Here is a 22,584-nt window from a genome sequence, read left to right as displayed (position 1 = left end):
TCTAAAAATGGGTGATGCCATGAAAGTTGTTAAATCGCTCTACTTCCAGATCATCTGCGCCGTGCTGCTGGGCGTGGTGGTCGGGCACTTCTGGTCGCAACAGGCGATTGCCTTGAAGCCGCTGGGCGACGCCTTCATCAAGCTGATCAAGATGATGATCGCGCCGGTAGTGTTCTGCACCATCGTCACGGGCATCGCCGGCATGAGCGACAAGCGCTCGCTGGGGCGCTTGTTGAGCAAGACGATGTTGTTGTTTCTGGGCTTGACCGTGGTCAGCCTGGTCATCGGCCTCGCGGCGGTCTATCTGTTCAAGCCCGGAGCCGGGATGAACATCGACCCGACCCATTTGAGTACCCAGGGCCTGGCGCAGTACACCGACTCGGCGGCGAAGCTGGGGGTGGTCGACTTCTTCATGCACATCATTCCCGATACCTTTATCGGCGCCTTCAATAAAGGCGAGGTACTGCCGGTCCTGTTTATCGCGGTGCTTTGCGGCTTCGCCCTGTCTTCGTTGGGTGAGCGGGGCAAGCCGGTACTGGACGTACTGGAATCGGCTTCGCACATGGTGTTCAAGATCTTCTCCTACCTGATGCGTTTTGCCCCGATTGGCGCATTCGGCGCCCTGGCGTTCACGGTCGGGCAGTACGGCATCACTTCGTTGGGGAGCCTGGCCAAGCTGATCATGACCTTGTACATCGCCTGTGCCTTCTTCGTTTTCGCGGTCCTGGGCGGTATCTGCCGCGCCCATGGCTTCAGCTTATGGAAACTGCTGCGCTACCTGCGCGAAGAGTTCCTGGTGGTGCTGGGCACGTCTTCGACCGAACCGGTGATGCCGCGAATGCTGGAAAAACTCCAGGCCCTGGGTTGCAAGAAAGGGGTAGTGGGGCTGGTGCTGCCGACCGGCTACTCATTCAACCTGGATGGCACCGCGATCTACCTGTCGCTGGCGGCTATCTTCATCGCGCAGGCTTGCAACATCGAGCTGACGCTGACCCAGACTGTCACTATGCTGGCGATCATGTTGTTGTCGTCCAAGGGCGCCGCGGGAGTGACCGGCAGCGGGTTCGTCGCACTGGCCTCGACCCTGACGGTCATCCACGACATCCCGCTGGCCGGCCTGGCCCTGTTGATTGGCATTGACCGATTCATGTCGGAAGCGCGGGCACTGACGAGCCTGGCGAGCAACGCGGTGGCGACCGTGGTGATCGCCATTTCGGAGAACGCCTGCGACCGCCAGGTGCTGTTACAGACCCTGGACGGCAAGCCTTCCCCGTCAGTGGCCCAGGCTATGCATGACGCCTGGGACGACGCCAAGGCCGCGAAACATCTCTAGCCGGTCACGGCAAACTCGATATCACGGCTCTACACCTTTCTTGACCTCTGCCAGGCACACTGAACGTGTCGCCTGACAGGTTGGAAGGCGTGCGCCTGGGTGTTGGTAAAGCTACGAATAACAACAAGAGAACTGACCTATGCTCGCTTTACTTGGCTTGGCCATGGTGGTGGTCTTCACCTTCCTGATAATGACAAAACGCCTGTCGCCGATCGTTGCCCTGACGATCGTGCCCATTGTCTTTGCGGTGATCGGTGGGTTCGGCGGCACCACCGGCAAAATGATGCTGGACGGCTTGAAGATGGTTGCGCCTTCGGCAGCCTTGTTGCTGTTCGCGATCCTGTTTTTTGGCCTGATGATCGACGCCGGCCTGTTCGATCCACTGATCCGCAAGATTCTCAAGCGGGTCAATGGCGACCCGATGAAAATCGCTGTCGGCACGGCCTTGCTGTCGCTGGTGGTGGCGTTGGACGGTGATGGCACGACGACCTACATGATTACCTGCGCCGCCATGCTGCCGTTGTACAAGCGCATCGGCATGAACCCGATGATCCTCGCGACGGTGGCGATGCTGTCCTTGAGCATCATGAGTGGCATGACCCCCTGGGGCGGCCCGGCGACCCGAGCGATCGCGGCACTGGGCCTGGATGCCGGCGATTACTTCGTGCCCTTGCTGCCGACCATGATCGGCGGTGCGATGTGGGTGGTGTTCACCGCATTCCTGCTGGGCCGTGCCGAACGCAAGCGCATTGGCAACGTCCAGCTGCAAAGCGGCGGCGGAGATTGTTATATCAAGGCGATCATCGAAGACACCCCGCACAAACGCCCTAAACTGGCTTACGTCAATCTGCTCCTGGTGATCGCGGTCATGGCGGCCCTGGTGATGGGGCTCATGCACTCGGCGATCCTGTTCCTGATCGGGTTCGTCCTGGCGCTGATGATCAACTATCCGCAACTGGACATCCAGAAAGAGCGCATTCTTGCCCATTCGGGCAACGCCATGACCGTGGTCCTGCTGGTCTTCGCCGCCGGCATCTTCGCCGGGATTTTCTCCGGGACGAAAATGGTCGACGCCCTGGCGCAGACCCTGGTCGATTGGATTCCGCCCTCGTGGGGGCATCTGTTCCCGCTGGTGGTGGCGATCACCAGCATGCCGCTGACCTTCGTCCTGTCCAACGATGCCTACTACTTCGGCGTCGTGCCCATCCTGGCCAATGCCGCTGCTGCGTATGGAATCGATCCGGTGGAAATCGCCCGGGCGTCGATTCTCGGTCAGCCGGTGCACCTGATGAGCCCGCTGGTGGCGTCGACCTTGCTGCTGGTGGGCATGGTCGATCGTGACCTGGGCGACTTCCAGAAAGCGACCGTCAAGTGGGCCGTGCTCACCTCCCTGGTGATTACCGCGCTGGCCTTGCTGACCGGTGCGCTGACCCTGTTTTCCTGAACCACCCGACACCTTCGTTTTGCGCCTGTCACGCCTCGTCGCCGGGGTGTGCGCTGGCTTGCACGCCAAATAACAACAACGAGAAACCGATATGCACACTTCTCTGATCCGTGGGGCTGTATTTCCTATGCTTGGCCTGTTGCCGCTGGCCGCCGCCAACGCCGAGGGTTTTATCGACGACAGCAAGCTCAAACTGCAATTGCGCAACGTCTACTTCAACGAGAATTTTCGCGACGAGCACGGAATGAGCGCGCGAGCCGCGAGAACCGCGAAGAGCGAGCGCACAGAATGGGCCCAAGGCTTTCTGTTGGATTACCAGTCGGGTTTTACCCCCGGCACCGTTGGCTTTGGCGTCGATGCCCTGGGGCTGCTCGGGGTCAAGCTCGACTCCGGGCGTGGCCGCAGTGGCACCGGTCTGTTACCTGTGCATGACGATGGTCGCGCCGCCGATGAGTTTGCCAGCGCGGGGATGACCGCCAAGGCCAGGGTGGCCAAGACCACGCTCAAGTACGGCACCTTGCTGCCCAAGACCCCGGTGCTGATCTACAACGACGCGCGACTGTTGCCCCAGACCTACCAGGGCCTGCAGGTCAGCAGTACTGACATCGACAATCTCGCCCTGACCGGCGGCCATCTGGAGCGTTTCAAACTGCGGGATTCCAGCGACAGCATGCCGATCGTGCCTGACGGTTACGCTGGCGATCAGTCAGGCGACTTCAACTACGCCGGTGCCGATTACAAACTGGGGAAAAACACCCGCTTGAGCTACTTCTACGGCGAGCTCGAGAACTTCTACCGACAGAACTTTGCCGGCATCCAACACGACCTGCCGCTGGGCAGCGGGGTGTTGACCGGCGACCTGCGCTACTTCAACAGCGTCGATTCCGGTTCGGCCTACGGCGGCAAGATCGACAACGACATGCTCAGTGGCCTGCTGTCCTACGCCGTTGCTGGTCATACGCTCAGTGCTGGCTACCAGGCGCTCAGCGGTGAGGCCGGCTTGCCGTACATCAGCGGTGCCACGGTTTATTCCTTCAGCAATGCCGGGATTGGCAAGTTCATCGAGGAGGACGAGAAGACCTGGATGCTCGGCTATGGCTACGATTTTGCCCGCCTCGGTGTACCAGGCCTCACGTTTTCCAGCCGCTACCTGAGTGGCAACGATGGCCAGTCCAACAGCACTGTGAAGGAATGGGAGCGTGATGCCGAAATCGCTTATGTCGTGCAGCACGGCACGTTCAAGGGGGTGGGGATGAAGCTGCGCAACTACGTCTATCGCTCGGATTTCTCACGGGGCCGTGACAGCAATCGAATCTACTTCACCTATGATGTTGCGCTTTGGTAGGACGTTGGTCCAACCCGCTTGAACGTCTGCCCCAACACGGCCTCTGAGAGTAATGCAGGGCGAGCCCACTTCGCCCGTTTACACTCGGAGGCTGGATGCACATGAACATTCTGATGGTTCTTACCTCTCACGATCAGTTGGGCGACACCGGCAAGAAGACCGGTTTCTGGCTGGAGGAATTCGCTGCGCCTTACTACGTGTTCGTCGACGCCAATGCGACGGTCACGCTCGCCTCCCCGAAGGGCGGACAACCACCGCTGGACCCCAAGAGCAACGAAGCGGACGCGCAAACCGATGCAACCCGTCGCTTTGGCTCGGACACCCAGGCCCAGATGGCATTGGCCGACACGGTGCCGCTGGGTGAGATCGACCCCTATGCTTTCGATGCGGTATTTTACCCAGGAGGCCACGGCCCGCTCTGGGATCTGGCTGAGAACACCGACTCCAAGGTCCTGATCGAAGCCTTCTACGAGTCTAATAAACCCATTGCCGCCGTCTGCCATGCGCCCGGCGTGTTCAAGAACGTCAATGCCCCGAACGGCCAGCCGATTGTGAAAGGTAAAAAGGTGACCGGGTTCACCAACTCCGAAGAGGAGGCGGTGGGGTTGACGCAGGTGGTGCCGTTCCTGGTGGAAGACATGCTCAAGGCCAAGGGCGGCGAGTATTCCAAGGGGGCGGACTGGGCCAGCTATGTGGTCGAGGACGGGCATTTGATCACCGGCCAGAATCCGGCGTCTTCCGAAGCCGCCGCCCATGCATTGCTCAAGCGTCTGAAGCAGGAACAGTCGGCCTGAGCCATGGGGTATTCGCTGGAACGGACACTGCCGGCCGCAGCGATGCGGCCGGCGGGTGGAGGGAAACGCATCATGCATGACATTTACAACCTGGCCCGTTTTGTCGAAGCCCAGGCCCCGGTGTTCAGCCGTGTCATGAACGAGCTGCAGGCAGGTCGGAAAACAAGTCACTGGATGTGGTTCATCTTTCCGCAGTTGCAGGGCCTTGGTCGTACCGAGATGGCGGCTCGGTTCGCTATCTCTGGCGTGGCCGAAGCCTGCGCGTATCTGCAGCACAAGGTGCTCGGCCCTCGGTTGGAGTTGTGTGTGACCACTGTACTGCAACACCGCGACCTGAGCGCCGGGCAGATCTTCGGTTCGCCCGACGATCTGAAGTTTCGCTCTTGTCTCACGCTGTTCATGACAGCGCGGCCGGAGTCGACTCTGTACCCAGAGGCGCTCGATCAGTTCTATTCGGGTGAACCCGATCCCAAGACGCTTCTGCTGTTGGGGGACTGATGATTAACCTCCGGACGCCGCCGTCATGCCCAGCAACCGCTTTTGCCGCCAGGTCGGCGCACTGGTGGGAAAAAGTACCTCGTCCGGCCGAAAACGGGCCAGCCCGCAGGCGGCGGCAATGCGCTGGCGTTGCTGGCCGAGAATCAGTACCTGTTCAAACGCCTGTTCACTGTGTGCCAATCCCAGCAGGTACCGGGTACCCACCTGCAAATGCCCTCCATTGGCCTGCCACCAGGCTTCTATGGATTGAGGGTCGGGCCATGGCAGGTTTTCATCGGGGTCCATGGCGACGTTCGGGTCCTCAGGGTCGTCGTTCGGGCCCGCTTCGAAGTCCGGCAGGTCCTGCAAGTCCAGGTCGAGTAGCGCCAGGTCGGCGCCGGTGATCAGGCTGAATGCTTCACCGGCCACGCGGGCGTAAGGCGGGTCGCTCATCTGCTGGAGCAGCCAGGGTACGCAAGCCGGATCACCCAGCAATCCAAGGGCCTGGATGCCGATGCGCAGATGCCTGGGGTTCTGCACCCACTGGCGTATCCAGGTGATGCTGGTCTCGCGTTCTTGCCAGGCCAGTAACACACTGAGCGCGCGGTATTGAAATTCGCCCGGTTGCTCGGCGAAGTGGCGTAGGGGTTCCAGGGGCTGCTGATCGCCCATCTGGACGGTGGCCCAGTTGGCCCAGAAACGGGGGGCTGGATCCGGGTGCCGGCAGTGGGCGCGGAGGTTGGGCAGTAAGTCGCGCCGGCGCAGTTCGCCGGCGGTACGGGCGGCACGGGCCAGCACGCTTGGGTCTGTGTCGCACAGTCCGTTAAGCAGGGCGGGGCCCGGGTCGTGCCGATGCATGCCGCAGGCGGCCAGGCCGAGTCGGCGAAACATCGGCTCAGGTGCGGCGAGCATGCGCTCGATCCAGGGCGCTAGCCGCTCCCAGTCGAGCCAGCCCAAGGCCATCAGATAACCGCGTTCCGTTTCTGCGGCGCCTCGCAGGTGTTCGCTCAGCCGCGACAATACCTTGCCATTGGCCGACTCGAAGGCCAGCACCGCACAGGCAAACATTTCGCCGATGGCATGAGGGCCAAGTTGCGCCAGGAGCGTTTCCAGGCCGTCCTGGGCTGCGATACGCAACCCGTCGAGGTGAGCGTCCAGGCGGTTATCGAGTGTGCCGAGGTGTTCGATGTCGAAATGCGGTGCGCGCGCGGCGTAGTCACGCAGGTTGGCAAGGAAGCTGGCCTCTTCGGCGTGCTGGTCGATTATCAGCAACAGCGAGTTGTTCATGGGACATTCATGTGTTGTGTGGGCATATCAACCGCTGCCACTGGTTGCCATCGAATTTGAGTAGGGCGCCTGCTTTCTAGTTGATCTGCACCGACCCCCCCTTGATGCGGTTGACCCCGCTGGATCGGCTGGAGAGGTAGGCGCCGCGGATGATGACTTTTCCCGCGCGGGTCAGGGTGATGCTGGCCTTGCCGCAGCGCAGGACGATTTCCCGTTCGGCGCTGAACTCCAGGCGTTCGCCATCCAGATGGGCGAGCGCGGGTGTTGCAGGCTCTTCCAGACGCTGGATACGGCCGATCACCAGCGGCCGTGCCGGGTCGCCCGCCTCGAACATCAACGCGACCTGGACGCCGATGTCTTCGCGGTTCAGTGGAGTGGTGGTGCGTGCGGCGAGGCCTGTTTCACCGGGACAGCCGGGAAAAGCCACCACCGGGGCGTCCACCCTGGGCACGTCCAGCAATACGCCAATCACCACGCCTTCCACGCGCATTGGCGCGGAGGTAGTAGTTGCGCGAAGGTGGTATTCAACGGTCATAGCGGCCACTCCGTGGGCTAGTTCTGCAGGATCTTCTGGCCTTTGACGACGACGTTCCTGTTGGCCTTGATGTTGATGGCGCCGGAGCCGTCGAGGGTGATGTTCTTGCCGCTGATCACGATGGTGCCGTCCTTCTTCATGGTGATACTGGCCGCCCCGGTGGTCAGCGTGATCGAGTCGCCAGCGGTGAGGGAAAAATGCTTGCCTACATCCAGGCTGTCGTTCTGCTTGATGTCGGTGCTGCGGTTCTGGGCGACATCACGGGATTCGTTCTGGCCGATCTGGGTACTGTGGTTGCCATTGATATCGGTGCTCTGGTTGCCGCTGATCTCGATGCCTTCATTGCCTTTTACCGATTCATTGCGGTTGCCGGAAATGCCGATCGTCTCGTTACCGCCGACGTCTTCGTTGCGGTTGCCGACGATAGTGATGGTTTCGTTGGCGCCGACCTTTTCCGTGCGGTCGGCACCGATGGTGATGGTCTCGTTGCTGCCGACTTTCTCGGTGCGATTGACGCCAATGGTGATTTTCTCGTTGCTGCCCACCTCCTCGGTACGGTTCACGCCGATGGTGATGGTTTCGTTGTTGTCCACCGTCTCCGTGCGGTCGTGTTTGACGTGCACGGTCTCGTCGTTGTCGATGGTCTTGCTGCGGTCATGGCCGACCCAGTGGGTTTCGTCGTTCTCGACCTCGATGTCCTGGTTCTTTTCGGCGTGGATGAACAGCTGCTCCGAACCTTTCTTGTCCTCCATGCGGATTTCATTGAAATTGGCCGGTGAGCCGCCCTTGCTGGAGCGGCTTTTCACCCCGCTCTGGGTGGCATTGGCAGGCAGCCCGTAGGGCACGGTCTGTTCGGCATTGTAGACGCGGCCGGTGATGATCGGCCGGTCCGGGTCGCCTTCGAGGAAACTGACGATCACCTCCTGACCGATCCGTGGGATTTGCACCGAACCCCAATTCTTGCCGGCCCAGGCCTGGGACACCCTAATCCAGCAGGAGCTGTTCTCGTTGGATTGGTCATGACGGTCCCAGTGGAAATGCACCTTGACCCGGCCATACTGGTCGGTCCAGATTTCCTCGCCACTGGGACCTACCACCACGGCCGTCTGCGGCCCGCGGACAATGGGCATGGGCGTCAGCGGGAGAGGGCGGAAGGCCTGGTGGGCGTCCATGCAGTCCAACTCGCTGACGAACTGTTCGGTCAGGTCCGGCTGCCCGCTTTCATAAGGATCCTGGCGAATCTGATAGCGTGCGACCACCACCAGGTATTCGCGATTCTGGTCCGCCCGGTCGTAGCCGGTCAGGGTGAACAAATGGCCGGAACCCAGCCCGCGAGCGAGACCACGCAGCTGCACCCGCTCGAATTGACTGTGAATGGCTTCGATGCGGGTACGTGCGTAGTGTTCACCGTCATTGCTCTGCAGGTATTCCCCGGGATAGTCATAGAGCGGGTAGTCGCCGTTGCTGTGGTCGCGCATGACACTGGAGCGTACTTCAAGGCTGGCGCGGGGGCGCTGGAAGTCATAGTCGTTCAGCGCCAGGGAACCGGGTTGGACTTCTCGCGCCAGTTGCCAATCGTAGAAGTGATCGCGCTCGCGCATCTGTCGATCGGGTGGGTAGAAGGGGACGCAGGCGTAGTCCGGCACCGTGGAGTGGGCGCCGTAGGCATCGGCCAGCACCAGTACATGGCGGGCCTTTTCATGGCGGAAGTAATAGTAGATGCCTTCCTGTTCCATCAACCGACTGATGAAATCGAAGCTGGTTTCGCGGTACTGCACGCAGTATTCCCACTCGCGATAACTGCCGCTCAGACTGTCTTCGAAGTCGGAGAAGCCGAGGTCACGGAACACCTGCTTGATGATGTCCGGCACGGTCTTGTTCTGGAAAATCCGGCAATCCGAGGTGCGCGTGAGCAACCAGAACCAGGGCCGCAGCGTGACACGGTAACCGGCGAACTGACCATGGCCGGTCAACTGACGGCAACTGCAGACAATCCCGTGGAAGTAGCGTTTACCGCCCTCGTACAGTTCCAGGGTCACGCCCATCGGCTTGCCCAACAACTGATCGAAGGTAATCGCCCGGTCCTCGGAGGTCAGATCCAGTTCGTAGTGAAAACACCGACCTAATTCTTCACCGCCGTCCATGCTTTGCAGCAGCAGGACGTTATCACCAAGGGGGCTGTCGACCTGCACCAGGCGGGTGTTTTGCGTGAGTGACATCAACGGCGCCCTCTGGCTGGGGTCTGGACGTCAGTGGGCCGTCTTGACTGCATAGCGCTGTCTATCCATCACAGGTTGATCTCCCTATCGGTCTATTCGATGCTCAGTCCCATCCGTTTTCTACGGACCGGGGTTGTCGTACGCGTTAGCCTCGTTCAGCTAGCGTAGACGGGAATGGAGGGGTTGTTACGCGTCTTATGGTCAAAGAGCCGGGCCAAGCGCCAAACCAGCGGCATGCTATCGTTGCAGTACAACAACGCAGGCGTGCGCCAAGGAAGGGAGGTGTGGGCTCGTAGCGCCACAGCATAGGGTGTTCATGCCCTCAAGACTGTTGCCAGGCTATGTGCACGAGTCACCAGAGCACTATGCAGATCACCAGCAATACCACTCCGTTTCTCGCCGAACGCTTTGTTTCAACAGACAAAAGCGGACAGAAGCACTGCGTTGTGGTTGTCAGGGCGACCTTTGACGTTAACGATCAGGGCGGCTGCGTGCCTGCATCGGAGCAGATCCCCTTTGTCTATTGCGACCAGCATCACGGCGATCCCGGCACGACATCGGTCCGTTTCGAGTCTGACTTCGCGCCGGTGAAACCACGCGTCGATGTGCTGGTCCACGCCTCGGCTGTTTCTCCGAAGGGTGAACCCGTGACCCGGCTACACGTCGGCTTCGCGGGTGCGGGTATCCATAAGCTTGCAGTGGTGAGTGGCGATCGCGTTTGGACGCTCGGTGTTACCGGGATCGTGGCGTCGCCGCCGTCACCCTTCACCTCGATACCGCTTTCCTGGGATCGTGCTTTTGGCGGCAGCGATCAATCCCATGACGACGAGACGAAACGTGGCAGCGATCTTCGCAATCCCACCGGTGTTGGTTTCCATTTGAATGACCGGGACGACAGCATCCTCAATACGAGATTGCCAAACGTGGAGCGCCCAGACGATCTGACGGGGGCTTGGACGGATAAGCCGCAACCCATTGGGTTTGCGCCCATCGGCCGGGGCTGGCACCCGCGTATCGGTTTTGCCGGGACATACGACCGGCACTGGTTCGAGACACGCCGGCCCTTCCTGCCGGAAAATTTCGACGTCCGTTATTTCCAGGCGGCACCGCTCGATCAGCAGTTGGATCGTCTGGAAGCCGGCACACGCTTTACCTGTGCCAATATGAGTCCGGGTGGGTCGTTCGTCGCTCAAACGCCGGCCTTCGACATCCCGATCACCTTCCTCTTCGAAAATCGCCAGGTGCAGGCGGCCATCAACGCTGACACCGTTATCCTCGAGCCCGGTTGTGCCCGGCTTACGTTACTCGGCAGGACATCGGTGTCGCTGCCTCGCAAACTGGCGCAACTGAGAGAAATACAGGTCGGCAGGCGCCGTTATACAGACCCGCACGGTAAACCGCATTTCGCCAACCTGTCAGACCTGGTCACCTCATTCGGACATGGGGAGACGAAGACATGATGCAGCCCGTCTACCTGTCTTGCCTGGGGTTGGTCTGCGCAGTCGGCCTGTCACCCGTGGCCGCCGCTGCAGCAATGCGTGCGGGGATCAGCGGCTTCAACGAATTGCCGTGGGTCGAAGATGGCCTGGAACCGATCATGGGTGCGAGAGTGCCAACGGTGGCGGAGGATCTCCACGGGCGTTCACGGCTCGTCGAAATGCTTATTCAGGTGTTGGGTCAAAGCCGTGCCACATTGGCGGATCGTGCGGATCTAAGCGAGCTGCCGCTGCTTCTCTGCACGTCCGAGCCACAAAGGCCTGGCTCGCGCATCGACGGCATCGTGACGCAAGTCGAGGCGCGATCAGGATGGCTGTTGCAACGTAAAGGCGCTGCCCATGTGGCCCTTGGGCATGTTGCAAGCATCGAAGCGTTGAGTCTGGCAGAGCGCGCCATGGACCAGGCCGACCGTGACGCCTGCCTGATCGTGGCGGTCGATTCCCTCGCCGATCCCCGCTGTTTGCTCTGGTTGGAGCACAGCGGCCGGCTCAAGACCACGCTACGCTCGGATGGCGTGATTCCGGGGGAAGGCGCTGCGGTGCTGCTCGTCAGTCGCAAGCCGATGAGTGCCGCGCCCTTGGTCGTTCGTGGCGTGGGTACTGGCAACGATGCCGCCACAGTGCTCAATGACGAGCCGCAACTGGGCCTGGGGATGACCACGGCTGTCGCAGCGGCCATCGCACAAGCAGGCGTTGCCATGCACGACATCGCTTGGCGTTTGAGCGATGTGTCGGGCGAAGCCTATGGGTTCGAGGACCTGGCCCTGGTCCAGTCTCGCCTGATGCGGCAAACCCGCCCGACCCAGGATCTATGGCATCCGGCGAGCTATGTTGGCGATTGTGGAGCGGCGTTGGGAGCGATACAAATCGCTTGGCTTGAACAAGCGTTTGCGCGTGGCTACGCCCCCGGTCCGATTGCACTGGTACACAGCTCGTCAGCGAACGGTGCCCGCGCAGCAGCCGTTATCAGTGGCACAGTGAGGGAGCGCTGACATGTCGCACGAGGTTTATGCCAACAGCAATGAGATCGCCGGAAAAGCCGGCATGGGCAAAGTGATCGCCTCGTTTCCCGATGTCTGCCTTTCGCCGCCAGGGCCTCCTGCCGGGCCGATTCCGATTCCTTATCCGGACACTTCCTTCTCGTCGGCGCTTAAACAGGGCTCCAGGACGGTCATGCTGCAACGTAAGCCGGCAGCGTTGTCACAACAGTCCTATTACCAGCCTTCCATGCTTGGTGACGAAGCGGCAACCCGGGCCTGGGGAATGTCGGTGATCACGCACCAGATTACGGGCAAGACCTACTTCCAGGCCTGGTCGATGGATGTTCAGATCGAGGGCAAGTATGTCTGCCGACACTGCGACATCACCACCAGCAATCATGCCAGCGCGCCTGGTGTGGGGGCTCCCAATCCGAATCTTGAAGCAGTGGGTTGGGGCGAATTGGAAGATGAAAGGCCTTACAAATGCGCGTGTTGCAATGGGCCTCGTCATTCCGCCGGTAAACCGATGACGATGGACGATTGGTACATGAAAGACTCTGCCGGCAATGTGGCCCCCCATGCGGCTGCATACACCGCCTTGATGAACGACGTGAACAATCGCAAGACGGCAACGCCGCCTTGCACCTGCAGCAGCCGGCTCGTTCCGTCTGCGCCTTGCAACGTATTCAGGCGACCCGTGACACCAGCGGAACGGCAGGCGAACAAAAGTGCCTGGAACAGCCTGCGTGACACGTACCAAGGGGTTTTCAACGTACCGAGCGAAGCACAAGTGATTGCAAATCTGACGCCGAAGCTGGGGCGCGCGCCGGTGCAGGCCGAGATTCAGGACGAGCGTCAGGTCAATCACCTGGTTCCCAAGGCTGCGGCCGGCGGCTGTCCCGTCGGTGAAGGTAATCTTGAGAAAAACGGCGACTTGTGTCCTGTATGTCGGAATCTGGACAAGCGCTTTGGTACGCTGCAGTCATTGGCCTCAAAAGCCTGAAACGACGCAAGCGACGATTGTGAGGAGTGACAATGGAGTGGAGTCGTTATGGCAACCCCGAAATGGTCGACTGGCAGGGGCGGGGATATTTTGCCTACCCTGACGCAGTGACCATGCCTCCCGGAAGGGAAGTCGGGCAGTTGCCGCAGGAGGGTGACTACTTTCAGTGGTTGGAAGCCTTGCGGCGGGCAAAACTTGGCGATTTCAGTCTACTGCCAGGGCTCGTCGAGTTGGGCAGCGGGGACACCCATCCGGTCAACCGACGCCTATGCGCGGAACTGTTAGGCGATGCCGGACCGACTTCTACTGTCGACACTCTCGCAGTACGACTGGCATCCGAAGAAGTGGGTCTTGAGCTCACGCTGGCCTGGGGCGCAGTGCTCACGCGGCGCGGAAAGCTGGCCGACATGCCCATTGTTCTCGCTGCATTCGAACGGGTCGCGACCATCAGCGACGCCGAGATCCTGCCAGTACATCTCTCGGCTTGCCTGGAGACGGGATACGAACTTTGCGACCATCAGGACTATGATTCACTGGACAGCTATCGCAACGCGGTGTTGAACAGATGCGCCGAACTGGCGGGTAGATTCGGTACGGATCAGGTCTGTGTCGACGGCGGTGAACCGCTGAGTGTGATTGGCCTGGCCCAGCGGATTCTACGGCGCCTGCGAGAACCTTGCTTCCCATTCGAACTGCGCCGGCGCTTCGAATGTGCGACCGGCATCGACTGCTCTTCCTTCTACCATGATCGGGTGTTCAGACCGATGCAGGCCTCAGCCCTTCTGGAAGCCTTTCTCGAAGACTCACATGTCAGTGGATTCGAAAGTGGCGTCCGTTATTTCTTTGGGCATCGCATTCCAGATTAACGCTGATTCCGAGTGAAGCTGTGCTCGTCACCACCATGCTTGTCCTTAGCATGCACCTGATAGTTGTAGGCTTGAGTCAGGACGGCGTAATGACTAGCCCGCTCTGGCGTTCCCATCGATGATCGAAACAAGCGCACACCTGATGTGGCGCTCGGCAGCATATTCATATTTTCCAGGACTCATTCTCCCCTGCACACACCTGCCGCAAGGAGGAAGTTGTCGACGGTAGTAGCGTCCGAATTTTTACGTTTTCTTGCTTAACGCATTGATTTAGAGCTATCGAGGGGAGCCCCAAGCTTGCTTCGATTTGAGGCGTGAGCGGTGCGTCGAATGGCGTATCACCCGTCGCCACGTCATAAGCGAACTTGATCCACACGAGAGCCAGCCTTGTGGTTTCTTCTAATCTTAATCATTGAGTCGTTTCTTGAAAGCGGCGCTGGTCAAGTCGGGGGGAGGAGGATTGCTTTTATTAGCCAAGAACCTGTGCCCTTGATATCGGCTCCATGGCACAGGGCGCATCTCTGGAGGTAGAGATTTTTGCCGTTAGTGTTGTCCGCCAAGGTTAGGGATGTTTGAGTGAGTGATAAGCACCCTAGCAAAAGCGGCAAGCCCAGGTGATTGCCGATTTTACGGGTGAGAGTCGCTATGTTGCCGGCCTGTGCCGGAATCACGATCCATGGCATGACGAACGTCCTTTTCGGCTGGGGCAAATTCGGGAAACTCCATCAGCAACGCCTTATTTCCGCCGATGATGAGTTTTTGCACTACCTGGGAGATGTTCACACGCACCACTCCAGTCGAAATGGAGTACATCGCCCAGGCTTGTTCGGGAGTGCAATGAATGATTTGTTCTTCAATCTCGTTATAGGCTTTGCGTTCGTCCGAGTTCAAGCAGGCTTGGTAATCACCTTGGCACATGATCCTATCCCTTCCTAAGACCCTATGACAGTCCCCCTTTAGTGAGGACTGCCTTCCCTATGTAGTTTTAATTACGACAGGCAAAAAACAGTGGATTAAATGCCGCTCTTCACTTTGGTCCAGACGCGGGTGCGAATTCGTTCCAAGGCCAATGGCAAAGGTTCTAGAGGGACAAGTGATGCAACTGTTTTCTTGTCTGGATAAATCCAGGGGTTGTCGCGCAGATGTTGCTCGACAAACTCAGTGGCGTCTTTGTTGGCGTTGGGATACAGGGTGTGATTTGAAGTCTTGGCGATGATTTCAGGGCGCAGCATGTAATTGATAAACGCCATGCCTTCTTTCGCATGGGGAGCATCTTTCAACAAAACCAGATTTTCCGACCAGACCAGCGCACCCTCGCGCGGGAGGCTGTAGGCAATCTTGCGCCCGGTTTGGTTTTTCTCGTTGATGGCCTGCGCAGCAAGAGCACCATTGGCCCATCCCACTACGGCACAGATGTTGCCATCGGCAAGGTCGGCGTCAATTCGGGATGAGTCGAAATAGAGGACGTAGGGACGGATTTTCAACAGCAGCGCCTGGGCCTTCTTGTAGTCATCCGGATTCTTGCTGTTGCTCGGCAGCCCCAGATAATGCAAAGCAATCGAAATGATCTCGCTGGGTGAATCCAGCATCGCCACGCCACAGGACTTCAGTTTACTGATGTTTTCTTCTTTGAATATCAGGTCCCAGCTGTCGACCGGAGCGTCATCGCCCAGTGCGGCCTTGACTTTATCGACGTCATAGCCAATGCCGGTGGTGCCCCAAAGATAGGGTACGGCATAACGATTGCCAGGATCGTTGACGGCAAGTTGAGACAAGATGTCTGGATCGATATGGGATAAATTGCCTAGCTGATTGCGATCCAGCGGCTGAAGCACACCGGCCTGGATCAGGCTTGGCAAGACATTGGATGTGGCGACAACCACGTCGTATCCCGTGCGCCCAGCCATCAACTTACTCTGCATGATTTCGGCGCTGTCGAACGCATCCATGTGGAAGCGGGTACCGGTTTCCTGTTCGAATTCCTTCGGGGTCTGCGGGGCGATAAACCCAAACCAGTTGTACAGGTGCACGCCGGATTCCACCGCTCCCACCGAGCTGCTTATTCCGATACAAAGAAGCGAGGCTGAAAAAATGCTGCGCAGGCGCGACTTGTTCATACAACTATCCCTGTCAAGGCGACGGCCCTCATGGCCCTCGTAACCCGGTAGCGAATATACCGGGCATTGACGAATAGTAAATACCTACGAATACTTACCCGCGCCCGACAAATCCCTAACCCAAAAGGGGTAGAAAATGCCTCTCGACCTCCATAGCCTGGCTTGGCATCGATCGATTGGACAATTGATCATGCGGTTGAACCGTCCAGAATTCTGGAGCTCACTTGTTCGTTTGTTGAATGAGTATGTGCAGGTCGACAATTGGGTGGTATTGATTTTCAGCAATCAACAAGTGCAAGTTGTCAGTCTTCCTGAAGTGGCCGACACAGAAGAAGTCGATGCGTTTATCCATCGCTATGTGAAGGGGCTGTACATGCTGGACCCGTTCTATATAGCAGATCGGGAAAACCCTCAAAGCGGCTTCTTTCATATGCTGGATGTCGCACCTGAGCACTTTCTCGAGACCGAGTATTACCATCAGTACTTTGAACAGTATATTTCGGTGGATGAGGCGCAATACAACGTCAGGCTCGACGCTGAAAGAACCTTGTGCGTTTCTTTCGGAAGTCATATCCGATTCAGTCAGGAGCAGATAACCACACTTGATCTTATCAAGCCATGGGTGACGGCGCTCATGCATCAGCGCATGAATCTCGAGGTTGACGTCGCGAAGGATTTTACCGCGCAAGCCCCATGGCCGGAGACAATGACCTCGCTTGGCGCACCGTTAACGATGCGGGAAAATGATGTGCTCAAATTATTGTTGAGCGGGTTTTCCAATAAGGAAGTCGCGGGAAAACTTTCTCTGTCAGCCGAAACGATAAAAGTGCACCGTCGCAACATCTACTCGAAACTGAATATCAAGTCACAGTCAGAACTGTTCGCTCGGTTCTTTACGTCGAAGCAGGATGCCCTTACGTCGAGTTGAACCTGCGTCCTGGCCGGTCACTCGGCCTCAAGCACGACTCCATGCTCCACAACGGCTGGTCGTAAAGGGTGAGCGGGGTACGGTTGAGCTGCGTGATGCGGGCCAGGGCGGCGTCGTGGGTCCGGGGTTCGCCGCGCCAGTCGTGGTAGGCGAGAGCGCCCTACATAGCAGTGCTGCCCGCCACCAACGCCATGCTCTTCGGTATTCCATCCGCCATCAGAAAAAGTGACCCTTATGATTGCTCACATAATGGCCGAGCCAGCCGAAAGCTTCTTATCGCTTGTTCTTGAAGGAGTATTTGAATGCTGGTGCAAGAGGCCGTGAGCTTTACTGAGGAGGATCAACGCATTCTGGATTCTCTGATGCCTGGGCAGGAGGGATGGCACACGCCGAGTGATCTGGAGTGTTTGTCCACCTGTCCCTATTCAAGTCGGTGTGTCGGCCATGGGCCGGCAGAGAAAGTCTGCTCTGATGATTGGAGACGGGCCCCATTGGATAAAGACTCCTCCAAGGTCTTCGTGCATGTCCTGCAGAACTTTGATTTTTACAACCAAGCCGATTTACCGCATTTAACCGTCCAATCGAAGGCAGTGTCTGCGCTTCATTCCAAATTCCTGAAAGCAATGGAAAGCCTGGTCGCTTCGGAATATGCGGAAGGGTCTTTGCAAATGACCCAGCATCGTCGGCGCGAGCGAGCCAAAGGTGTTTCTCTGCGGCTGAAGAACGAGCGTTTTTTTCAAACGAAAAAACTTGAGTGTGAGGCGTGTGGCGTCGATTTCTACGGGCTTTACGGAGCGGCGGGCTTTCGGATCATTGAGTGCCATCACCAGGTCCCGCTGTCTCATGGAGACCATAAAGGGAAAACCAAAGCGCAGGATCTGGCGTTGCTATGCGCGAATTGCCACAGGCTCGCTCATACATCGGAGTCACTGCATCGAACGGAGGCTTTGCGCCAATACGTTCAAGGCAAGGCAGCTAAATAATCAGTGTATGCTCACGGGAGCCATCCCGCCTGCACCCCTGGCGCCGGCTCCATTTCTACCAAAACCGGCTTCTTGCCCTCTGTTGTCGAAGAGCGAATCGCAACAGTGCCAATACGAGGAAAAATCATGCGGATGTGGATGATGGCAACGGGTATTTGCCTTATCGCAATTGTAACCAACGCCCAAGCTCAAACCACACCTCAAGCCACTCAAGAGATAAGGGGTCTGCTGGACTTTGTCGAGCACAGTGAATGCCAATTCGTGCGTAACGGAGAGGCGTTCCCAGGGTCCGAGGCTCGTATGCACCTGGAGAAAAAGCTGGATTACCTGAAGGACAAGAATAAGGTGAACAGTGCAGAAGACTTCATCGATCTTGCTGCCACGAAAAGCAGCATGAGTGGTCGCGACTATGAGGTGCGATGTCCAGAAGGCGTACAGCCTGCAAGTACCTGGCTCAAGCGGGAACTACAGAGACAACGGCAGCTTCATTGATTTTGCCTCAAGACGAATATAGCGGTTCTGGTTCTTGCTTGCTTTTATTCAACAACAATAGCGTATTGAGCCGGGGACTCTTCGATACGCTTTTCATTGTCTAAAAGAGTGTTTGAAGCGTGCCGGGTAGGTCTGCGTTTGGGGATCGCCGGCCGCCCCCTTTTTTCTCCAGCACGGGCGCATGCTGGGCAGCGCGCAGAGCCATTCCGCCAAAGGACACGCTGGCATCCACATAACGCAACGCCGATTTCATGTCCTTCCAGCCCACATATCCCATCAATCCCTTGATGTCCCAACCATTCGCAGATGCCCAGGTCGCAAAGCCGCGCCGCATCGAGTGACTGCTGTACAGCACCGCAGGCAAGCCTGCTTCTTTGAAAATGCGGCGCAACACGGGAATCAAGCTATGCGGTTGCATGGCTTTGCCTGACAGGTTGCCCCAGCGATCAATTCGCTGGAACACCGGGCCCTTTGCAATCCCGGCAACTGTTATCCAGTTGATGTAGGCCTCCACGGGACAGAGCATGGCGAGCGCCGGCGTCTGGAAGGTCGCTCCTTCATACTGGCGGTCGCCCTTGGAGTAGGGCAGGAAAAAGGTAATCCCTTCACCGCTGATGGCTTTCGTGTTCTCCACCGTCAGCCTGGTCAACTCATCGCCTCGAAAACCACGCCAGAACCCGATCAAGATAATCGCCACCGAACGGCGATGACGCACCAGCGATTTGTAGTCTCCGCGTTCAAGCGCGGCAGTGGCTTGCCCTTCAAGCCAGGCGACTGCTTGCTCCAGGTGCTTCAGCAGCAGCGGGGCGGCCTGTCTGACCTGTGCAGGGTGCACGACCCTGATGCCTTTGATCATCTGGCGGACGTCAGGCGTTTTGGTCGGGTCAGGGAAGCCCTGGGAGATGTGCCATTGGGCCAGGGCCGCCAGGCGCTGCTTCAGGGTATTGATCGAGAGCTTGTCAGCGTACTCCGCCAGGTACCGAACCACGCCTGTGCCAGTCGTGGGCAGATATCCACCCCAGGTGACTTCGAAGTGTTCGATCGCCGCCCGGTAGCTTTTCCGTGTGTTCTTTCGGGTGCCGGCACTGAGATATCGATCTGCCTTTTCCATTGTTTGCCGCCTTCAAAATCGGAGCATTGCTACCTGCATACGCCGCTTGGAGGTGTTCCGGGCGTAGCGACGAGTCAAGAAGCCATAAAGCATTATTATGGACTTGTAGAAAGTCAACATGAAAGGGTGTAAGGTTCGTCAATTCCAGTATGTATTTACATGACATGTAATACAGTACGAAATCATAGGAGGCTTTATGGCTCGAGGCGGGATCAACAAGGCTGTAGTGCAAAAGGCACGTCAGGCGCTGCTCGCCAGGGGCGCCAACCCCAGCATTGACGCCGTGCGCGTCGAGCTTGGAAATACGGGTTCTAAAACCACGATTTCTCGCTATCTAAAAGAACTTGAACCGTCCAATTCAGAGCCTGTGACCTCACGTGAGCGCATGAGTGAAACGCTCAACGGCATGGTGCAGACGCTGCTGGATCAACTGATGGAGGAGGGCCAGGAGGTCATCTCCCAGGCCTCTGCGGCTTTTGAGCAGCAACGGGCCGCGTTGGAAAACCAGCTCATCGAGCTCAGATCAGAGCTGGCTACCGCTCAACGACAATTGGCTACCCAACAGGCCGCGATAGACACGCAGAACGCGGAACTCACAACCGCCCAGTCCTCGCTCCAGGCTGAGTTGACGCGCAACGCACGCCTCAGCCAGCGCTGCACCGACCTGGAATCCCTGGTTGCTGAAAAGGACAAGCACATCCAATCGCTGGAGGAAAAGCATGTCCAGGCCCGTGGGGCGCTCGAGCACTATCGAGAGGCGGCGAAGGAGCAGCGTCATCAGGATCAGCGCAAACACGAGGCTCAACTGCACGAGATGCAGGTTGAACAGCGCAAGCTGCGAGAAACCATCGCCGTAAAACAGGACGACCTGACCCGACTGAATCGCGACAATGAACGCCTGCTCGCTGAAGCCAGGCAGCAAACCAAGGCCCTGCATACCCAGGAAGCCCTGGTTCAGTCGCTCAACACCCAAATTGCGGCGCTGCGCCAGGGTGAGGCCAGGACCGCTGGGGTGACTGAACACCTCATGGAACAGATCTCGACTCTGCATGAGGAGGTAAAGGCGCTTCACAAAGCCACCGCTGTAGCCGAGCTGCGTGAGCGGGAAACCACGGCGCTGATCGCTTCGCTTCAGAAAGAGAATGAGCAACTTCGGCAGGTTGAGACAAGCCCGGAGGAGGGTAGCGATACCTCCTCGGGGGCAGAGACGCACACCAAGCCTTCGAAACGACCCAGGAGATAAGCATGAATCAGATCGCAGGAAATCCGCAGGGCCATGATGAAGGCTCGTCAGCGTGGAAATTCGCTCATCAGCGACTTTCCCAAATCCTCATGGGCCGGTTTGAGTCATTTGGCCCTTTGATTCCGATCATGAAGCTGGATGCAGCCGGCAACAGAGATCACCGGACGATATTCAAAGTCAGCGGGAGGCAGACCGGTTAAAAACGTCCCAGCTTGAGGGGGTACTCGACCACGATGTAAACCCGGTCGATGTCATCCCCGCCCTGAGCGCTGTTGGCCCGATGGGTCACATGGGACACCTGCATGGACAAATCCTTGGCCGGCCCCGATTGCACGGTGTAGTGCAGATCGATATCCCGCTCCCAATGGCGTCCGCCGTCCCCTTGTTGCGGGACAAACTGGCCGGCGTCCGGGTCAAATGGATTGTACGCCCCACCTTGGGGGGCATGGGTGCCATCGATGCCGCGGCCGGTGACGTAGCGGGCCATGAGTTTCAATCCGGGGACGCCGAAAGCACCCAGGTCGAGGTCGTAGCGCGCCTGCCACGAGCGTTCGCCGGCGCCGTTGAAATCAGCGTATTTGATGGAGTTGGCGAGGTAGATCGAGTCGCCGCCCACAAAGTCGAAGGGCATGTCGCCATGGATCTTCTGATAAGCCAGAGTGAATCCCTGGGCGCCGACGGTGTATTTGCCAGACAGGCTATAGGCGGTGTTATCAATTGCGCCGGCCTCGGCGTCGCCGTAATCCTGGGTGTGGTAAACGTTGCCGTCCAGAAAGAACCCGGATTGCTTCAGATGCAGGTTGGCGTAGTACTGACGCCAGGTGTCGCTCAGCTCGGATGCATAGAGAGCACCGCCCAGCGGCTGATCCTCGAACAATTGGGCACCGAGGAAACTGATGCTGCCGGTCTCGGTGCTCACTCCATAACCGGTGAAATCCCCTCTGCGGGTCGAGGCATCCTGATTCTTGTACGCGGTGAAACGTCCGGCCTGCAAATGCACGTCGTCGAACTCCCGGCTGTCGAGCAGAAACCCCGTGGCGTATTCAGGTTGTAGGCGTTTATCGGCGGTGTCGAACACCGGTGTTTCCACGGTCATCTCACCGTAGGCCAAGGTGGTTTGGGACATACGCAGTTTCAACGCACCGCCGGCACTGGAAAAGTCGCTCTCACTGCGGCCATCCGAATCCAGCGGCAGCAATCCCGTACCGGAATGCCCCCTGCCGCCATCCAGTTTCACACCGAGAAAACCATGGGCGTCGATACCAAACCCGACGGTGCCGGGGGTAAAACCGGAGGCAAATGAGGCGATGAAACCTTGAGCCCACTCCTGCTTATAGTTTTTGTTCGCCGGGGAGGGGGATCGGTAGTCATTCTGCAGGAAGAAGTTGCGGCTCAACACATCCAGGGTTGAGCCGTCCATAAAGCCTTGTGCCGATGGCTCGGCAGCCAGGGCGGTGCCGCAGGTACCGATTAGCAACATGGATAACCAGAGCCTGGATCGTGGCCATTGTTGGGCGCGAGTTTTATTGCTGCAAAGGATGCGGGGGGTCAGTGCTTGAGTTGCGGTGCGCATGCTGGAGCCAGTTCGGTGACGAGGGGCCGATTATTGGCCGCAGGGCTCTGGCTGGTGAGTTAAACGTTGTTAATTCTGAGTGGGTACGACTCATCGGCTAACGCTGGCGCAAACTCGTATGGCATTGAACGCCTCGCAACGGCTGTCCTCCAATCACTATCGCAAAGAAGAAGGAGAACCAGCATGCAGCCTGAGACTGAAGGACTTGAAGAGCACGGCCCTAGCCGCGTGCCTTACATAAACGATCCGGAAAAGCCCACGTCACCGCCCTTGAACGATGCCGACGCCACTGATGCCGCCGAGGCGGAGGAAGATATTCAGGACGAAGCAGAATCCATTTGAATGTGAGGAGCAAGGC

22 protein-coding genes and 1 pseudogene are annotated in these 22,584 nt (G+C 58.3%); 15 read left to right on the top strand and 8 right to left on the bottom strand.

Annotation, left to right across the window (positions count from 1 at the left end; translation table 11 throughout):
- The first annotated feature begins 7 nt into the window (after nt 1–7).
- From FBY02_RS01500 to FBY02_RS01480, 5 genes are all read left to right on the top strand, one after another.
- Entirely contained in the window at nt 8–1,333 is a 1,326-nt protein-coding gene (locus FBY02_RS01500) for a dicarboxylate/amino acid:cation symporter (RefSeq protein ID WP_144922433.1), read from the top strand.
- Nucleotides 1,334–1,472: 139 nt separating this feature from the next.
- Nucleotides 1,473–2,777: a CitMHS family transporter gene (locus FBY02_RS01495; RefSeq protein ID WP_144922430.1), complete on the top strand. Its 1,305-nt coding sequence runs from the start codon at nt 1,473–1,475 to the stop codon at nt 2,775–2,777.
- Between the two features lie 91 nt (nt 2,778–2,868).
- Entirely contained in the window at nt 2,869–4,122 is a 1,254-nt protein-coding gene (locus FBY02_RS01490; RefSeq protein ID WP_144922427.1) for an OprD family porin, read from the top strand.
- 101 nt (nt 4,123–4,223) lie between these two features.
- Nucleotides 4,224–4,916, top strand: coding sequence for a type 1 glutamine amidotransferase domain-containing protein (locus FBY02_RS01485; RefSeq protein WP_144922425.1), 693 nt, complete (start codon nt 4,224–4,226; stop codon nt 4,914–4,916).
- A gap of 72 nt (nt 4,917–4,988) precedes the next feature.
- Nucleotides 4,989–5,414 carry a DUF1810 domain-containing protein gene (locus FBY02_RS01480; protein WP_144922422.1) on the top strand — a complete coding sequence of 142 codons (426 nt, stop codon included), beginning with the start codon at nt 4,989–4,991 and terminating at the stop codon, nt 5,412–5,414.
- 3 nt (nt 5,415–5,417) lie between these two features.
- Here the strand turns inward: FBY02_RS01480 and FBY02_RS01475 are convergent, their stop codons facing one another.
- The 3 genes from FBY02_RS01475 to FBY02_RS01465 form a co-directional block, all read right to left on the bottom strand.
- On the bottom strand, nt 5,418–6,680 hold the full coding sequence (locus tag FBY02_RS01475; RefSeq protein WP_144922419.1) for a TIGR02270 family protein: 1,263 nt from the start codon (nt 6,678–6,680) through the stop codon (nt 5,418–5,420).
- Between the two features lie 76 nt (nt 6,681–6,756).
- Entirely contained in the window at nt 6,757–7,215 is a 459-nt protein-coding gene (locus FBY02_RS01470) for a DUF6484 domain-containing protein (protein WP_144922416.1), read from the bottom strand.
- Nucleotides 7,216–7,232: 17 nt separating this feature from the next.
- The gene (locus tag FBY02_RS01465; protein WP_144922413.1) at nt 7,233–9,434 is read right to left on the bottom strand and encodes a type VI secretion system Vgr family protein; all 2,202 of its coding nucleotides are present in this window, start codon (nt 9,432–9,434) and stop codon (nt 7,233–7,235) included.
- Nucleotides 9,435–9,799: 365 nt separating this feature from the next.
- On the opposite strand from FBY02_RS01465, the gene FBY02_RS01460 reads away from it, so the two are divergent.
- The 4 genes from FBY02_RS01460 to FBY02_RS01445 are packed head-to-tail and all read left to right on the top strand — an operon-like array spanning nt 9,800 to nt 13,779.
- Entirely contained in the window at nt 9,800–10,894 is a 1,095-nt protein-coding gene (locus FBY02_RS01460; protein ID WP_178111850.1) for a DUF2169 domain-containing protein, read from the top strand.
- Complete coding sequence (locus FBY02_RS01455) at nt 10,891–11,922, top strand: hypothetical protein (RefSeq protein ID WP_144922407.1); 1,032 nt, start codon at nt 10,891–10,893, stop codon at nt 11,920–11,922. The genes FBY02_RS01460 and FBY02_RS01455 overlap by 4 nt, the downstream gene beginning before the upstream one ends.
- Before the next feature lies 1 nt (nt 11,923).
- On the top strand, nt 11,924–12,913 hold the full coding sequence (locus FBY02_RS01450) for a PAAR-like domain-containing protein (protein ID WP_144922404.1): 990 nt from the start codon (nt 11,924–11,926) through the stop codon (nt 12,911–12,913).
- Between the two features lie 32 nt (nt 12,914–12,945).
- Nucleotides 12,946–13,779 (top strand): hypothetical protein, encoded by an 834-nt coding sequence (locus FBY02_RS01445; protein ID WP_144922401.1) that lies wholly within the window; start codon nt 12,946–12,948, stop codon nt 13,777–13,779.
- Between the two features lie 408 nt (nt 13,780–14,187).
- Here FBY02_RS01445 and FBY02_RS28260 read toward each other — a convergent pair.
- From FBY02_RS28260 to FBY02_RS01430, 3 genes and pseudogenes are all read right to left on the bottom strand, one after another.
- Nucleotides 14,188–14,393: pseudogene (locus FBY02_RS28260) on the bottom strand (c-type cytochrome); the annotation flags it as partial.
- Nucleotides 14,394–14,406: 13 nt separating this feature from the next.
- A complete protein-coding gene (locus tag FBY02_RS01435; protein WP_144922398.1) occupies nt 14,407–14,697 on the bottom strand; it encodes a hypothetical protein in 291 nt (96 codons plus the stop codon).
- A 95-nt stretch (nt 14,698–14,792) separates the two neighbouring features.
- Nucleotides 14,793–15,896: a polyamine ABC transporter substrate-binding protein gene (locus tag FBY02_RS01430; protein ID WP_144922395.1), complete on the bottom strand. Its 1,104-nt coding sequence runs from the start codon at nt 15,894–15,896 to the stop codon at nt 14,793–14,795.
- Between the two features lie 136 nt (nt 15,897–16,032).
- Here FBY02_RS01430 and FBY02_RS01425 point away from each other — a divergent pair, with 136 nt between their 5' ends.
- From FBY02_RS01425 to FBY02_RS01415, 3 genes are all read left to right on the top strand, one after another.
- On the top strand, nt 16,033–16,824 hold the full coding sequence (locus tag FBY02_RS01425; protein WP_144922392.1) for a helix-turn-helix transcriptional regulator: 792 nt from the start codon (nt 16,033–16,035) through the stop codon (nt 16,822–16,824).
- Between the two features lie 302 nt (nt 16,825–17,126).
- Nucleotides 17,127–17,807, top strand: a complete 681-nt coding sequence (locus FBY02_RS01420) for an HNH endonuclease (protein WP_144922389.1) — start codon at nt 17,127–17,129, stop codon at nt 17,805–17,807.
- 126 nt (nt 17,808–17,933) lie between these two features.
- Complete coding sequence (locus FBY02_RS01415; protein ID WP_144922386.1) at nt 17,934–18,299, top strand: DUF5329 domain-containing protein; 366 nt, start codon at nt 17,934–17,936, stop codon at nt 18,297–18,299.
- Nucleotides 18,300–18,399: 100 nt separating this feature from the next.
- On the opposite strand, the gene FBY02_RS01410 is transcribed toward FBY02_RS01415, so the two are convergent.
- Nucleotides 18,400–19,410: a tyrosine-type recombinase/integrase gene (locus tag FBY02_RS01410; RefSeq protein WP_144922383.1), complete on the bottom strand. Its 1,011-nt coding sequence runs from the start codon at nt 19,408–19,410 to the stop codon at nt 18,400–18,402.
- A 196-nt stretch (nt 19,411–19,606) separates the two neighbouring features.
- On the opposite strand from FBY02_RS01410, the gene FBY02_RS01405 reads away from it, so the two are divergent.
- Both FBY02_RS01405 and FBY02_RS01400 read left to right on the top strand, forming a co-directional pair.
- Nucleotides 19,607–20,653, top strand: a complete 1,047-nt coding sequence (locus FBY02_RS01405; protein WP_144922380.1) for a DNA-binding protein — start codon at nt 19,607–19,609, stop codon at nt 20,651–20,653.
- Nucleotides 20,654–20,655: 2 nt separating this feature from the next.
- Nucleotides 20,656–20,853 (top strand): hypothetical protein, encoded by a 198-nt coding sequence (locus FBY02_RS01400; RefSeq protein ID WP_144922377.1) that lies wholly within the window; start codon nt 20,656–20,658, stop codon nt 20,851–20,853.
- Here the strand turns inward: FBY02_RS01400 and FBY02_RS01395 are convergent.
- Nucleotides 20,850–22,133 (bottom strand): OprD family porin, encoded by a 1,284-nt coding sequence (locus FBY02_RS01395; protein WP_144922374.1) that lies wholly within the window; start codon nt 22,131–22,133, stop codon nt 20,850–20,852. The genes FBY02_RS01400 and FBY02_RS01395 overlap by 4 nt on opposite strands.
- Nucleotides 22,134–22,409: 276 nt before the next feature.
- Here FBY02_RS01395 and FBY02_RS28030 point away from each other — a divergent pair, with 276 nt between their 5' ends.
- A complete protein-coding gene (locus FBY02_RS28030) occupies nt 22,410–22,568 on the top strand; it encodes a hypothetical protein (protein ID WP_178111852.1) in 159 nt (52 codons plus the stop codon).
- Nucleotides 22,569–22,584 lie beyond the last annotated feature (16 nt).

Origin of the sequence: Pseudomonas sp. SJZ078 (assembly GCF_007828255.1) — a bacterium.
Classification (GTDB): Bacteria; Pseudomonadota; Gammaproteobacteria; order Pseudomonadales; family Pseudomonadaceae; genus Aquipseudomonas.
This window is presented reverse-complemented; position numbering and strand designations above follow the sequence as displayed.